Origin of the sequence: Aeoliella straminimaris (genome assembly GCF_024054565.1) — a bacterium.
GTDB classification, from domain to species: domain Bacteria; phylum Planctomycetota; class Planctomycetia; order Pirellulales; family Lacipirellulaceae; genus Aeoliella; species Aeoliella straminimaris.
This window is the reverse complement of the sequence record NZ_JAMXLR010000092.1, coordinates 151,155-166,124: the sequence shown is the minus strand read 5'-3', so window position 1 is coordinate 166,124 and position 14,970 is coordinate 151,155. Positions and strand designations below refer to the sequence as shown.

General features: G+C 58.4%; 10 protein-coding genes. 7 read left to right on the top strand and 3 right to left on the bottom strand.

All coding sequences use genetic code 11. From position 1 onward, the window contains the following. Positions 1-9 precede the first annotated feature (9 nt). Entirely contained in the window at positions 10-525 is a 516-nt protein-coding gene (locus NG895_RS26490) for a sigma-70 family RNA polymerase sigma factor (RefSeq protein WP_252855578.1), read from the bottom strand. A gap of 606 nt (positions 526-1,131) precedes the next feature. Here NG895_RS26490 and NG895_RS26485 point away from each other — a divergent pair. The 4 genes from NG895_RS26485 (at position 1,132) to NG895_RS26470 (ending at position 7,517) form a co-directional block, all read left to right on the top strand. Beyond that, on the top strand, positions 1,132-1,902 hold the full coding sequence (locus NG895_RS26485; protein ID WP_252855577.1) for a hypothetical protein: 771 nt from the start codon (positions 1,132-1,134) through the stop codon (positions 1,900-1,902). 93 nt (positions 1,903-1,995) lie between these two features. Further along, positions 1,996-3,534: a sulfatase gene (locus NG895_RS26480; RefSeq protein WP_252855576.1), complete on the top strand. Its 1,539-nt coding sequence runs from the start codon at positions 1,996-1,998 to the stop codon at positions 3,532-3,534. A 17-nt stretch (positions 3,535-3,551) separates the two neighbouring features. Further along, positions 3,552-5,096, top strand: coding sequence for a sulfatase family protein (locus NG895_RS26475; protein WP_252855575.1), 1,545 nt, complete (start codon positions 3,552-3,554; stop codon positions 5,094-5,096). Between the two features lie 63 nt (positions 5,097-5,159). After that, positions 5,160-7,517: a sulfatase-like hydrolase/transferase gene (locus tag NG895_RS26470; RefSeq protein WP_252855574.1), complete on the top strand. Its 2,358-nt coding sequence runs from the start codon at positions 5,160-5,162 to the stop codon at positions 7,515-7,517. A 71-nt stretch (positions 7,518-7,588) separates the two neighbouring features. On the opposite strand, the gene NG895_RS26465 is transcribed toward NG895_RS26470, so the two are convergent. Further along, entirely contained in the window at positions 7,589-9,367 is a 1,779-nt protein-coding gene (locus NG895_RS26465; protein ID WP_252855573.1) for a hypothetical protein, read from the bottom strand. Continuing rightward, on the bottom strand, positions 9,364-9,888 hold the full coding sequence (locus NG895_RS26460) for a sigma-70 family RNA polymerase sigma factor (protein WP_252855572.1): 525 nt from the start codon (positions 9,886-9,888) through the stop codon (positions 9,364-9,366). The genes NG895_RS26465 and NG895_RS26460 overlap by 4 nt, the downstream gene beginning before the upstream one ends. Before the next feature lie 437 nt (positions 9,889-10,325). Between NG895_RS26460 and NG895_RS26455 the strand changes: the two genes are divergently transcribed. From NG895_RS26455 to NG895_RS26445, 3 genes are read left to right on the top strand one after another with little or no spacing between them, the layout of a single operon-like run. Continuing rightward, on the top strand, positions 10,326-12,401 hold the full coding sequence (locus tag NG895_RS26455; protein WP_252855571.1) for a LamG domain-containing protein: 2,076 nt from the start codon (positions 10,326-10,328) through the stop codon (positions 12,399-12,401). A gap of 56 nt (positions 12,402-12,457) precedes the next feature. Then, positions 12,458-13,645 (top strand): LamG-like jellyroll fold domain-containing protein, encoded by a 1,188-nt coding sequence (locus tag NG895_RS26450; RefSeq protein WP_252855570.1) that lies wholly within the window; start codon positions 12,458-12,460, stop codon positions 13,643-13,645. A 54-nt stretch (positions 13,646-13,699) separates the two neighbouring features. Beyond that, entirely contained in the window at positions 13,700-14,824 is a 1,125-nt protein-coding gene (locus NG895_RS26445; RefSeq protein ID WP_252855569.1) for a hypothetical protein, read from the top strand. The last annotated feature ends 146 nt before the right edge of the window (positions 14,825-14,970 follow it).

Genomic DNA, 14,970 nt, shown 5'->3' with positions numbered 1-14,970 from the left:
TTTCACCTTCTAGGCAATGCGACGCTCGACACAACTCCGCAGGGAGCGACGAATTCGAGACAGCGCCAGGTAAGTCGCATTGACCGTGCGATCAAGCAATTTGGCCACTTCCTGAATCTGATGATTGCCGGAGTAGCACATCGCCAGCAATTGCTTGTTGCTCTCGCTCAATTCGGAGATGCACTTGGGCAAGACCTCGATCCGGGCATCCGTCACCTGCGAGGCACGGTCGACTTCGGCGGCGATGCGTTCCATTGCCTCCGAGCTAAACCGCAGTCGGTCGCGTCCTTGCTTGGTGTAGTGGGTCATCACAAAGTACCGGGCGATAGTGCAAGCCCAGGCCCCGAAGTTGGACCCTGGCTCAAATTGCTCGAACTGCTCCCATAGCCGAATACGAGTCTCCTGAATGACGTCCTCGGCCTCGGAAAGCGAGGGCATCAGGGCTCGCACATACACAATGAGCTGCGTTTCGTGCTCGCGCAGCAGGCGAATGAAAGTTGCGGTCTGATCTGGCGAAAGAGACATGAACCCTCGCTTAATTCCTCGCCTGCCTCACAATCCTCTTCTGCGAAACCACACGCAGATTTCTCTCCGGCAAACATTAGACAGTTGCCCGGGTGAACCTGTCACAAAACCTTCATTTTTCCTGAGAAACGCAATTGGACATACAGCTAGGGCTGCAGCACGGCACAATTCAAGTGGACCGCAGAAAAATCAGAACAAGTTTGACAGGCGCCAGCCGGATTCGTCTTCTACCGTTGACCTCACAGGCAACGCGGCTTGGCGAGCCCCTCGTTTTGCGAGTCAATGAGCGGCGGCAAGGGGCCTGAAAGGCGACGCGGCACGCCGCAGCGGACGTGCAGCGTCAACCTTTCGATAACCGCACGAGCCAGTACCGCGACCACAAGAACTGACCGGCGTGTCCAGTGTCAAGATCCGGCAAGGATTGGCAAGAGAGCAGGCACGAATCGGTTGCACCGTGGGTCGGCGACGGGGCAGCTCGCTGATCCACGGTGTTTTTGTGAGGACGGAATAGAGAACGATAAGGCAACATTGGGCAGCGTTCGGAACGAGGAGAGCAGCTGCAGGCGTTCGTCAACTCGAAGACCCCACACAATGGAGCCACAGCTGATGAGATCCCCACTTTGCGGAATCGCCTCGATCCTGCTCATGCAAACTGCTGGAGCGGCAGTCATGTTCACCAACACCGACTTCGATGCCAACAACGATGGCATTTCCTCGCACGCCACCCTGGCCGAAGGCCCGACCGCGATCACTGCCACCATCGTGGCCGACGATACCGATGGGGGCGCTACTCTGATTGTCAGCACCGCCAATAGCAACACCCAGTTTTTAGGCGTAGCTGGCACTACCGACGAAACAAACGGGAACGTGCACCAGACGAACCGCATCGATCGGAGCCAGTCGATAGCCCTCTCGTTCGACACACCTGTCTGGCTCGACGGCATCTCCTTCAACAATCTACTGACAACAGACACGGGATCGGAGATTGCCGTCGTGACGAGTGCGGCGTTCGAGGGTCTCGACTACGATCGAATGCCTGAGGTTTTCACCAGCCAGCACGTCGACACAGGAATGCCTGGCGCCGGCGCCACTTGGGGCTATGCGGGCACCAGCTTCAACATCCAGACGGGCGAGGGAGGCCGGAACGCCGTGCCAGAGATTCTGTTCGGTGTCGATGGCTACCAACGGATCTTCATACCGGCCAATACACCGATTACTTTCGCAACATCCACCAGCGATGCAGAACCAACCCAAGGCGGATACGGGATTGCAAGTTTCACCGTGGCGGCTGTTCCGGAACCGACCGCATTGGTTACGTTGGTACTTGGGGCGTTCTTCCTCTCGGCTGCGCAACGCAAGAGGTACCATCGGGGTTGAACACCCGGGGCCCCGTTGCCAACGGCAAACTGCGGCCATCGGTTCCTTGAGTAGGCTGAGTGGAATGTCACTACGTGTTGTCGGAGTCAACTGATGAATTGCGATGCTAGAGTCTATCAAAGGCTTTGTAGTCTGTTGGTCGCGAGTGTGTTGCTGGCGATGGCCTCCATCAGCTTCGCAGCGACTCCGAACATCATCTTCGTGCTCTGCGACGACCTGGGATGGACCGATACCAGCGTCGACGCTGCCTGCCTGGGCAACGCGAGCGACTTCTACGAGACGCCTAACCTCGAAGCGCTTGCCGATTCGGGCATGTGCTTTACGGCAGGGTATACCTGTGGGGCCAACTGTGCGCCGACTCGAGCTGCAATTTTCTCCGGCCAGTTTGCCTCTCGTAAGACAAACAACTTGTTTAACGTTGGTAGCCTGAACCGCACGGGGCGCAAGCGCGTGCCACTGAAAGGTCCTCCACAGGGCCAGAATGGCGAGATCGAGATCCCCGGCGAGGCGATCACCATCGCCGAATCGCTGAAGGCCGCGGGGTACACCACCGTGCATATTGGTAAGTACCACGTTGGCGATACCAAACACCAATGTGGTCCGCTCGAGCAGGGATTCGACTTCAACTACGGCGGTAATCACTCGGGTGGCCCGGGAGGCACCTACTTTGCCGATAGCAAGGGAGAGTTCTCCAAGAACGTATCGCCTGAACTCGACGAGTTCGCCTCGCCCGGCGAACATCTGACCGACGCGGAGACCGATGCAGCCATCGACTTCCTGTCGAAGACACTCGGCCAACCAGTCTTTCTCCACCTGGCCTACCATGCGGCCCACACACCGATCTCTGGCCAGGGACGGAAGGACCTGGTGGCAAAATACAAGGAGAAGCAAAAAGGCGAAAGGCACCAGGATCCCGACTACGCTGCGTTGGTAGAGGGTATCGACGAGGGCGTGGGGCGAATTGTCGAATACCTCCAACAAACCGACGACCCTCGCCATCCCGGCCAGAAGCTGGCGGAAAATACGCTGATCGTGTTCACCTCCGATAACGGAGGACGTGAGATCGCCACGGAGAACGCACCCTTGCGGTACCAGAAAGGAGAGTACTATGAGGGTGGCATTCGTGTTCCCCTGATCGTCTCCTGCCCCGGCCTGGTACCTGCGGGAACCACCAGCAGCACGCCGATCTATTCGGTCGACTTCTACACCACCTTTCTCTCGCTCGCCGATGGCAAACTGCCAGGCGACTACGCGTTGGATGGTGTTGATCTGACTCCCGTACTAAAGGACCCTGCAGCAAAGCTCTCGCGAAAAGCACTCTACTGGCACTTTCCCGGATATCTGATTGGTGGCGGACGTAACCAACGACCGCAGTCGGTGATCCGCAAGACAAGCGATGCGCACCAGTGGAAGCTGTTCTACAACTACGAGGATGAATCCTGGGAGTTATACGACCTGGCCACCGACATCGGCGAGAGCAAGAACGTCGCCGCTGTGCATCCCAAGGTCGTCCACGAACTTGGCCAACAGCTTCACGACTGGCTGCAAGAGGTTCAGGCCCCCTTGCCCACGAATGCGACGACGGGTGATACACTATCTCTTCCGAAAGTGATCACCAACAGCGCCACCTGAACGGCAAGGGCAATACCATGGATATCGACGGCAAACTAACGCGGCAGCGCGAGCGACAATCCCTTCATGCGATGGGCATGCGTTCCCTGCTAACGCTTGCGCTGCTTGCTTTGGGTGGACTTTGGAGTCTAGCGGCCGAACGCAACATCGTGCTGATTGTTGCCGACGACCACGGCCGCGATGCCGGTTGTTATGGCAATCCGGTCATTCAAACACCGAGTATCGACGCCCTGGCGGCGGAAGGCACCCTGTTCACCGACGCGTTTTGCACCACGGCCAGTTGCTCGGCGAGTCGTTCCGTGATCCTGACCGGCATGCAAAATCACGCCAACGGGCAGTACGGGCACGAACACGACTATCACAAATTCAGCACCTGGGCGAATGCGGCCAGCCTGCCCCGTTACTTGGAACAGGCAGGGTACCGGACCGCGCGGTGTGGCAAGTTCCACGTCGCGCCGGAAAGCGTGTACCACTTCCAGGAGGTGATTCCAGGGGGTGGTCGCAACGACATGGAGATGGCCGACAACTGCTACGATTTCGTAGCCCGCGACGACGACGCTCCGTTCTTCCTCTACCTCTGCTTCAACGACCCACATCGAGGGCGGGGCGTCAACCGCAACCTGCCACACAAACCCAACCGGTTCGGCAACGAGGCCGCCTCCTCAGCCAACCTGACGAAGACCTACTCGCCCGACGAAGTGATCGTGCCGGACTTCCTCCCGGATACGGCCGCCTGCCGGGAAGAACTTGCCGAATACTACCAGTCGGTCAGCCGACTGGACGCGGCCGTGGGGCGGTTGGTGGAGCATTTGAAGACCGCCGGCGTTTATGACGACACGCTGATTGTCTACATGTCGGACCATGGCGTGGCCATGCCTGGCGCCAAGACGACCGTCTACGAGGGAGGGCTGCATTCGCCGCTGGTGGTGCGCAACCCCTACGCCGAAACACAGCCGAAGGAGTGCAGTGCTATGATCAGTTGGGTGGATATCACTCCCACGCTGCTCGATTTTGCCGGCGTTCTGGATGCGAACAAGAAGTCGATAAAGCCGTCTGTGCTGCAACCGCTGAGACAGGAAGCCCGCCAGGCCGACGGGTTTAAAAGCGCCCAAGCCAACCCGGGCAAGTTTCATGGTCGTTCGTTCCTGCCCGTCTGGAAGGGAGAAACGCTGAGCGACTGGGATGAAGTGTATGCTTCGCACACGTTCCACGAAATCACGATGTACTATCCCATGCGAGTCGTTCGCGAGCGGAAGTATAAGCTGATCTGGAATATTGCTGCCGACCTGCCCTTCCCCTTCGCTTCCGACTTGTGGGCCGCGCCGACCTGGCAGGAGCAGTACCAGCAAGGCCCCTCCGCACCCTACGGATCATGGAGCGTGGATACCTACATCCATCGTCCCAAGTTCGAGCTGTTCGATCTGGAGTCGGATCCGCACGAGACGACCAACCTGGCCGACGATCCCGCTCACGCGGAAACGCTTGCCCGGCTGCAACAAAAGCTGAAGACATTCCAGCGGCAGACCAACGACCCCTGGGTGTTGAAATGGCGGTACGAGTAGTCGAGAGATCACCTTCCAAAGCATTTTAATAGAGATTGGGGCGACAGAGTGCGAGTAATCCGGTTGTTGTTCAATTCGCGTCTGGCATGCGCACTTCTCAGCCTGGCGGCACTTCCCGTTGCCGTGCCGGGATGGTGCCGGGCACCTCGCCCGAACATCATCCACATCTTTGCCGACGACCTGGGCAAAGCGGGAGTGGGTGTCCATGGCCAGCTCGACCGGGCAGCGAAGGGACTGCCGCACATCAAGACACCAGCACTCGATGATCTGGCCAGCCACGGCCTCACCTTCACTCGGGCCTACTCGGCCACGGTCTGCTCGCCAAGTCGCGGCATGCTGTACCTCGGATTCAACCAGGCCCACAACGCCAACGATCGAAACACGGTCAATCCACGCGCCCAAGACATCACGCTCGCACAGGTCCTTAAGCAGGCGGACTACCACACGGGCATTTTTGGCAAGTGGGGGTTTGGCGGTGGCTCGGGCATCGGTACCAGCCGCAACAAGGCAGACGACTTGCGTCCCGATCCAGGCATCAAAGATCCAGCAGCCGTACCCAGTGCGCACGGCTACGACCATTTCATGGGCTATCTTAACCACGGCCGCGCGCACAAGTACTTCCTCAGTTCGCTCTGGACGACCAACTCGACGGGCAGGCCCGTAGCGGCGGGCGTGTCCGAGTTGATGCTGGGAAACATAGGCCCGAACAATTCGAACCTGCATGCCACTTACACACATGATGTGATCGCCAAACACAGCGAAAAGTTCATCGAAGAGCACTATCAGGACGACAATCCCTTCTTCATGCAGGTAAACTACACGGTTCCGCACCAGGACCTGGAAGCGGTGAAGTACCTCGCCGGCTGGTTTGATGCCTACGCCGACGTGGATACCTCCGATTGGACCGAGAAAGAAAAGTGCTATGCCGCCATGGTGACGCGGATGGACGCGAGCGTGCAGTCGCTGATCGACAAGCTGGAGGATCCCAATGGGGATGGTGATAACAGTGACAGCATCCTGGACCACACGCTGATCGTTTTCACATCGGACAATGGGGCCACCAACGCTGATTTCTCTATCGAAGGCTTGGATCACTTCGGACTGCTCGACCAGTGGCGCGGTGGCAAACGCGACTTGTGGGAAGGTGGAATCAATGTCCCTCAGTTCGTCCGGTGGGACGGCGTGATTACCCCCGGCACCAGTACCGACCACCTTACCGACCTGACGGACTTCATGGCGACGGTTGCCGACTTGGCAGGCGTCGATGCGCCAGTAGGAATCGACGGGCACTCTCTGGTGCCGGTCATGACGGGTGAAGGTACACAGCGCAAACGCGACTACCTCCTGTTCGAAGCACACGAACGGCATGGCGGCCCGGACGAGGACCAACGGGCGCCGCGGTGGGCCATCATCCGCGGCAACGAAAAACTCATCAAGTTTGCCAACGGCGACCTGGAGCTTTACGACCTGCAAAGCGATTCCGCCGAGCGAAGGCCTCTCGATCTGGGCAAGAGCAACCACGGCAAACTGGCCGACGAACTTCAGAGCCTGGCGATTAAAGAGGGCGTCGAACGAGGTCCCTGGTACTCTCATAACTATGCGGTGTGGGCTGGAAAGCCGGGGGCTGCGTTCGACGACAAAGCCAATTGGAAAGGTCCTGAATCGCATGGCCCCAGCCAGCTCTGGTCGGCCGTGGTGAACAACAAATCCGACACACCGTCGACAGTTCAAGTGAACAACAACACGACCTTCATTGGATTGGAGGTGCGGGGAGATCAGGCACGCTCGACGGTGGTCGTTCCCAACGATACCAAGCTGACCGGCACCAACGAAATCCGACTGCGCTCCGGCGGACAGATTCGCCTCAGCGGCGGCCAGATGCTCAGCAATCGCTGGATCGACGTCGGCGACGGAGCACGCCTGACGGGCAGCGGCAAAATTGTGGGCGACCTCTACAATCGCGGGCAAGTTGCCCCCGAACTCTCCGCCCAACCGGAAGGCACCAAGCACGCCAAGCGCGGCCCAACGGGGGTCTTCCAGTCGGTTGCCGTCGGCGTGGCCCCCCACCAGCCAGTGCTCAGGGTGGTTGGTGATTTCTACCACCAGGCCCAAGCGACGCTCGAGGTGGATCTGGGTGAGCCCGACCATACTGCTATTGGACTGTCGACGGACGTCGCACTGCAGGTGGAAGGAGTGATCACGCTGGAGGGCACGCTTGTCGTGCGACCGCAATCGCTCGACACGCAGCGAAGCATCCCGAAAGCAGACAGTCGTTACACCATTCTGACTTCCACCCAAAGCATACGAGGGGAGTTTGCCTCCGTCTCGCTTCCCCCGCTGCCCCCAGGGCTTCGTTGGGAAGTCGAGTACTCCAAGTACTCGGTAGTGCTGACAATGACAACCGCGTCGAGCGAACGGTGATTCAGCGGCAACGAGGCTGGCACACAACTGCCGCTGGCCCCCTTCCCTACCCCAAACTCGCGGGCCGCGCATCAATCGTGTGTTGCGTTGGCCGCGGCGTCGGACGGTTCGATCTCCAACCTGGCGCCAGAGAACACGGTATGATCGTGGTGCTCGCTTTCCAGTTGGGTGGAAACGAAGCTGAGGAAGCGGGCTTCCGGAGGCACTGGCACATCGAATCGCACGAACTCGTCACCATATCTGACTCCACGAGTGGCACGTTCTTCGTCCACGTCCAGCGAGAACACGCCCGTGTGCTCAACCACGCTGACTTCCTCGCCGTTGAGATAGGCCGATAGCACCTCTTCCTCGGTGCTGACGATGACAATCATGTTCGCGTGGGCGTGCTCGAGACTGCCGTCGAGGGGGAACTCGCGGTCGTTCATACCAGCTCGATCGGAAACGAAGCGCATGGTCCGACCTTGGAGTTGCCCTGCCTCTCGTATCTCCTGCAAATCGAAAGTCAGCAGCTTGTTCGAGTCGATGCCGACGCCTTCCTCCACCTTGGGCAAAGACCCATCCGCGATGTGGTGCCCCAGCAAATCCCCAGTGGTGCGAATAGGAATGGCAACGGCTATCGAGCGATGAGTGTCGTTTCCCGGCAATCCGCCCACCCTGGCTCCCCCACCACCAACATTCGAAAAATTGAATGGCACTCCATCTTCAGCCAGCTGCACGTCGACATCCAGGCCGCCATCATGAACTGCGGCTACACCGAGATCGATCGTCTCGGCGGCGGCATTGTACCGATCGGAGCGCATTGCATCGCTGAGCGAGGCGGCTTTGCTGTCGTCGAACAGATTGCCCAGATGAATGGTGTCTCCCACAAACGGCTCTGGCTTGAATTGGGGCATCTGCTTGGGGAAGGCGCCAATGCTCGCCATGGCAACATGCTCGACCAGGCCGATATCGTCGAACTGGACCGCATCGCCAGTCTTCAAGTCGGACGTTACCCCGAAGCTGCTTTCAAACTGAGCACTGGGAGCCCGCGGTCGCCCCCCTGAAAATCCATAGAAAGTTACCCGGCGAAAAGCGGCCGAGTGTTCTGCCGTCAAGCCAAAATGGCCCGGCCCCAGTTGAAACTTGCCCAAAGAGGTCTCGAGCAGGAAATTCGCGTTGCCGGAAGGGACGGTTGTCGATTGCTTGCCCGAAAACAGCTTTCCTCCGTTCTCCGACCGTACTTCGTAGACCGCTGGTCCCTGCAAAATGGTCGATACACCATTTCGATAGGCGATCTGAATCAAGCCGTGATCGATTCGCACCTTTTCGCCCACTCGAAGCCCCCGCGTCGCGGGCGTTTCTGGATTCTCCATCGATTGCCAATCGACGTCGTGGGTCATTTCGATCCGCGCCACAACGTCACTTCCGACACTCCAGTTCCAAGGCACCGGCAAAAACTCTGGCGCGCCCCCCACGAAGGTGGAGGCCACCAGGCCCACGGCGCAACCGAGTCCGAGTCCAGCGGCCAGCAACGAGGCGGCCGTCCGACGAGGAATGTACTGGATGGCATCGGTGAGTCGACGCCATTGTTTGACAGGCAGCCATTGCTTGAAAGAACGGGGTTGCGAGTCGATCGGTACCGATTGGTACTCATGCTGAACCTCGCGGCAAAGCGCAACCGCCTGCTTGGTTGCCACTAGTTCGGCGTGGAACTGAGCAATTTCTCCGTACAGCAACCTTGCCTTGCGATCGGTTTTGAGGGCGAGCTGCAATTCCTCAAACTCCGCTTCGTTCAGCGAATCGTCGAAACTCCGGTGGATGAGTTTGCGAATCTCAACGGAAACCGATTTATCACTGTTGAAGTCGTTCATAGTACACACTCTTGCGAAAGACTTCTGCTAATACAACGCATCAGATTCTCGCGAATGCGTCGCAACGAGTTGCACACACTTGGCTGCGATCGCTCGAGAACATCCGCAATCTGCAGCGAGCTCAGGCCATGCGTGTAACGGCACTCGATCAATTTGGAATCGGCAGCTGGCAGTTTCTTCAGGCACTCGCCCAGCGCTGCGAGACGAACCTCCGCAACTTCGCCACTCACCTCGCAGGCATCCTCTCCCAACTGCTCCATCAACTCCTGGTCGAAACAGAGTCTGCTGCGGCGGCGGTACTTCATGAAGTTGAGTGCTTCATACCGAGCAATGGTCACGGCCCAAGGAAAAAACTCGGTATCGAGATCGAAACCGCCAAACTTCTGCCATGCCGTAACGGCCGTTTGCTGCAGTACATCCTGGGCATCCGAAGTATTGCGCACCAGCCCGAGAATGTAGCCGAACAGGCGTTGCTGGTGCGTACTAAACAGGTCTGCAAACGTGTCTTCCGCAGAAGCCATCATGAGTCGCCTTCAGTGAATTCGGAGCTAGAAAAGCCACTTTCCTCCGATCCTGGGAGGAGAAAGTCCACCCAAGCTGCAAATGGACCTCCACTTAAGATACGTCCGCTCATTTCCGTTTTCACCTGCAAAATTTTGGGTCCGCATATTTTTTTGTGAAAGCTTGAAGCTCTGCCAAGCAAGGCCACTGGTTGAGCCATGTTCCGAGTGGCTGGAGCCTGCATTCTGAAAAAAAATCGAACCGCTGGATGAAAAGATTCGTTCGCCGGACATGTTCCCAATAGCCCAGGCGGGTAACGAATCTTTTCGGCGTGCATTTCGCATTGGGGATGTCTTCCTCAGTTTCCCTAACCGGAGCGCTCTCGCCTGGACGAAGGCGATTTCTTTGATAGCTAAACCATGGTCCGTTGGGCATCGCGCCCGGAAGTTACTAGCTCATGAGTTCTGCATTTTGTCGTTGGTTATTCATTGCATCAGCCATATTGCTACTTGTCGAAACGTCCCCTTCACAGGCCAGCCTGCTCAGTCATTGGAAGTTCGATGAAACCAGCGGTCTGGTGGCGGTCGACTCGGGCGGCCTTACGAAGAACAACGCTACCTGGCAAGACGCCAACTCGACCAATCTTAGCTGGGGTCCCGGATTGATTGGCAATGCAGCCATTCTGACTGGAGAGACTGGTAGCTCGAATGTATTCAACGTCGGCAGCATCGAAGCGGATGGCGCAACGCAGCTCACCTATTCGGTGTGGATTAAACCAAACCTGGCGCAACTGGGCAGCGGAGGCGACCTCGACAACAAGGGCATCTTTACCACGGGAGACCTGGTGGCAAAACGATCTAGCAACCCGATGAACGGCGGGCAGTTCTGGGGCGCTACCTGGAAGGAACAGAGTAGGTTTCGCATCGACGCCACGGGCTCCTACAACTCGGACCCCCTCTACGACGGTACGGAGGGAGAGCCAGAGTGGATTCACCTCGCATTCACCTGGGATGGAACAGCCGGCGCCCCGGAGCCTGGCGATGAAGAGGTAAAGACCTACATCAACGGCCTTCTGGTCAACACGGCGACACGAGATGTCGCTCAGATTGTGGATGACGGAAACTGGCAGATCGGCAGAGATCGCACCTTCGCTGGGCGGACCTTCGGTGGAGCGATTGACGACTTGATTGTGCTGGATCAGGTTCTCACGCCCGAGCAGATTGCATTGGTCCACAGCGCAGGACTCACCGGCGTTGACGCTGCTTCGGCACTTGGCGTACCTGAGCCGGCCTCCATCGCTTCGCTGGCACTGCTCGCGAGTCTCTTGGGCCTGCGATACGGCCGCCGCAGGTTACCTGCCTTAGGCGCAACGCAATGTCTCACGGTTTTTGAAGGATTTGACGTACACACTACTCCAACTTGGCGGCATAGCAGGATCTTTTTTATGAGATACAAACTTCATGCGAACTGGTGGGTGCTCACATTGATCGTGACGTTTCCCCTGCATGCATCGGCGGACATTCTCAACCACTGGCGGTTCGACGAAATCAGCGGCACCGTCGCGGCCGACTCGGGCGGCTCGGTCGCCAACAACGCCATCTGGCGTGACGCCGCTGCTACGAACCTGAGTTGGGGTCCGGGCATCATCGGCAACGCCGCGATCATGACGGGAGAACTTGGCGCGGCCAACGTTTTCGACGTCGGCGGAATCGAGGCCGATGGAGAGTCGCAGCTCACCTACTCTCTCTGGGTAAAACCAAACTTAATCCAACTGGGCGAGGGGGGCGATCTCGACAACAAGGGAATCTTCACAACGGGCACAGCCACCCTCGACAGAGGATTTCAAGTGGCTTCGAACCAATTCTGGGGAGCGACCTGGAAGAGCCAAAAGACCTTCCGCATCGACTCCACCGGAACACAAACCACCGCCGACATATATGACGGTACGGAGACAGAGCCCGAGTGGATTCACCTGGCGTTCACCTGGGACGGAGCCACAGATCTGGATGGATCAGACAGCCGGGAAACCAATGTCTACGTCAACGGTGCCTTGGAAAGCACACACAACGTCGCGGCACTGCAGTTCGTTGACGATGGTGTCTGGCAAATTGGACGCGACCGCACCTTCAGTGGTCGGACCTTCGGAGGCATGATCGACGATCTGGTCGTCTGGAACGAAGTACTCACCGATACACAGATCAACGCCATCTACACTGGCGGCCTGGAAGGCCAGGATGCGATCGAAGCCGTCTCACTACCCGGCGGCGATGTGAACGGCGACGGCGACGTGGACGATGAGGACTTTCAGATCATCCGCGAAAACTTCTGGCAGCCCCTGGCCGACCGCGACCAGGGCGACCTGATCGACAATAACTTCATCGACTTCGCCGACTACGGCCGCTGGCGTCAAGCCGCCCTCGCTGCCGGCAATGGCAACGTATCGACATTAGAAGGCCTACAGATTCCCGAGCCTTCCTCACTGCTGTTGGCTGGTATCGCTGGTCTTTTCTGCTTTCGCCTACAGCGTTGCTAGAACTGACCATCCCGTAACGCAGGTCGATAACACTCCTCGCAACGAGCTTCAATAACATGAATTCCATAGCTACACACAAGTGCTACTCTATCGCGAAATGCGGGCTGGCTATCCTCGCCTGCACGCTAGGCAGTTCCCGAGCCTTGGCTCAAACGCCGGTGGCGCACTGGACATTCGACGATGGCATCGACAACTACGAGATGACCACCGTCGAAGACATCGTCAACAGCAATGATGCCGTGTGGCAAGACCTGGATGGCGAAATGAACTTCGACACCAGCGGACTGTCGTATGGCGCGGGACAGATTGGCGCGGCCGTACGACTTGGTGGCGGCACCAATCAGTACTTTTTGGTTGAGTCAGTACCGCAAATCAGTGGCATTGTTCCTACCCCACCCTTCGGCGAAGGCGATCCGGTGCTAGGGGTGGGGGTCACCTGGTCGGCGTGGATGTACGTCGACGAAAGTGTCTCCTCCAGCAACAAAGGCGTGTTCACCAGTCGCACAGTGACGGACGATATCGGTAGCGGACCGGATGACGGCGAAAACTGGGCCATGAACTGGGAGGGGGGCGACCACATCGATGCACGCGTAAGTGGACAAGCCGTCGACTCGCCCGCCGATTCCATCGGTCGCAATCAATGGCATCACCTGGTTATGGTCTGGGGAAACGTGGATGAAAACGCCGTGGTCATACCGCCCGCTCAACGGCTTTACATCGATGGTGCCCTGGTGGCCGAAGACGACAACACCGACGTTTTTGAAATGGTCGACAGCGGCTCATGGCTGATCGGCGAAGACAGCTGCTGTAACGGCCGGGAGTTCGAAGGCCTGCTGGACGACTTTGCCATCTTCGACTCCGCACTCTCCACCGCTCAGGTGCAGACTCTCTACAACAACGGACTCAGCGGCATCAACGCGTCCGGCATCGCGACCGAGGCCATCGTTACCGGCGATGTCGATGGCGGTGGCGTTTCTTTGAGCGACTTTGAGATCATTCGCGACAACCTCGGCAAGAACGTCAATGCCCGCAGCCTGGGCGATCTGACAGGCAACGGCAAAGTCGAACTCGACGACTTTCAGCAGTGGTTGGAGGTCGCCCCTGCGGCAATGCGAGCCGAGGCCTTGGCGAGTTTCTCGGTCCCCGAGCCTTCGAGCGTGCTGCTGGTGGGTGCCGCCGTCGCGGTGGCATTCTGGGGGCGACGCCGCGGGAGAATTTCGGCGGCCAGCGTTCACCACAATTAGCCTTATCGTCCAGCTCAATTCCAACCAGCTTTTTCATAGCAAGCGATATTCATCATGAACATTAGAACTAGCTCTCTGGCGATGGCGGTGGTGGCAGTTCTGGCCTCAGCTGCCGGGGCACAAAGCCTGGTCCTCCAGATCGACCGAGAAACCAAGGAAATGACGCTCACGGGAACCGATGCAGGGACCGTGAACTTGGGTGGTTACCGCATCGGATCGATTAGCGGATCGATCGACACTGCTGCCTACAACGGACTGGCGGACGACGTCGCCAATTGGCAACTAACCGGCACCCCACCTGCCGCCGATGAGCATGGCGTGGAGGAGTTACTCGCCGACTTCACGAGCTCCACTCCCGTCAACAACTCCGTCAGCTACAGCCTGGGTGCAGCCTACAACCCAACCCAGGCCATGCTGGCTGCAGGTTTTGGGGTGGAGATCGAACCAGGAGACCTGAGCCTGCTGTACTACGACACGGAACTCAATACCACGCTCGGAGGTAGCGTCGTCTATAGCGGCGAGAAGCAATTCAACAGCATTGGCATTACGGTCGACCTGGCCGATGGGACCGCCATCATCGAGAACGAGTCGCCCTTCGATCAGATCATCACTGGTTACCTGATCGAGTCGTCCACCGAAGGCACTCTGAATACCGACCTGGGAACCTTCGATGGCTTACGAAACGAGGCGGGTGGCGCACTGTTCCAGCCCCCCACTACGCCCGATGGCAGCAACCTCAGCGAAGTCGACCCCACAGGCGCAGGGATCGCACTCGATGCAGGCGAGTCGTTCAGCCTGGGAACCATTGGTGGCGCCAACGACATGCTGAGTTTCAGCTTCATCCTGGCCGGAGTGGGCCAATCGTCGCAGGTTGGCTTCGTGAAGTACCTGAATGCCGGTCTGACAGGTGATTTCAACAACGATGGCACCGTCGACCTGGCCGACTACACCGTCTGGCGCAACAACCTCGGCGCTGCCAACGAATCGGGCCTGAACTTCAACGGCGACGGCGGAGGTGTCACGGCCTCGGACTACCAACTGTGGAAGGACAACTTTGGCACCGGCGCGGCGCCGGCGAACCTGGCAGCGGGATCCCAGGCGGTGCCCGAACCGGGTACGGCAGGTCTCGTCGTCTTGGCCGCACTGGTAGCGGGCGGAATGTTGCAAAGCCGCCGATAGCTTTCCCGCACTCAATTTTTGACAGCACAAACCAACTACTGGGCCATGGTGGCGAGTGGGCAGCCACCACCATGGTCAGTCCCGCCGCAGGTAGGCGACCACCTTCCTGCGGCGGAAATTACACACCGACGGTTCGCACATATTCG

Bases quoted from the DNA above. Each gene is read 5' to 3' on its own strand.
- NG895_RS26485 (WP_252855577.1), top strand. From the start codon at position 1,132: ATGAGATCCCCACTTTGCGGAATCGCCTCGATCCTGCTCATGCAAACT.
- NG895_RS26460 (WP_252855572.1), bottom strand. From the start codon at position 9,888: ATGGCTTCTGCGGAAGACACGTTTGCAGACCTGTTTAGTACGCACCAG.
- NG895_RS26490 (WP_252855578.1), bottom strand. From the start codon at position 525: ATGTCTCTTTCGCCAGATCAGACCGCAACTTTCATTCGCCTGCTGCGC.
- NG895_RS26455 (WP_252855571.1), top strand. From the start codon at position 10,326: ATGAGTTCTGCATTTTGTCGTTGGTTATTCATTGCATCAGCCATATTG.
- NG895_RS26480 (WP_252855576.1), top strand. From the start codon at position 1,996: ATGAATTGCGATGCTAGAGTCTATCAAAGGCTTTGTAGTCTGTTGGTC.
- NG895_RS26465 (WP_252855573.1), bottom strand. From the start codon at position 9,367: ATGAACGACTTCAACAGTGATAAATCGGTTTCCGTTGAGATTCGCAAA.
- NG895_RS26475 (WP_252855575.1), top strand. From the start codon at position 3,552: ATGGATATCGACGGCAAACTAACGCGGCAGCGCGAGCGACAATCCCTT.
- NG895_RS26450 (WP_252855570.1), top strand. From the start codon at position 12,458: ATGAATTCCATAGCTACACACAAGTGCTACTCTATCGCGAAATGCGGG.
- NG895_RS26445 (WP_252855569.1), top strand. From the start codon at position 13,700: ATGAACATTAGAACTAGCTCTCTGGCGATGGCGGTGGTGGCAGTTCTG.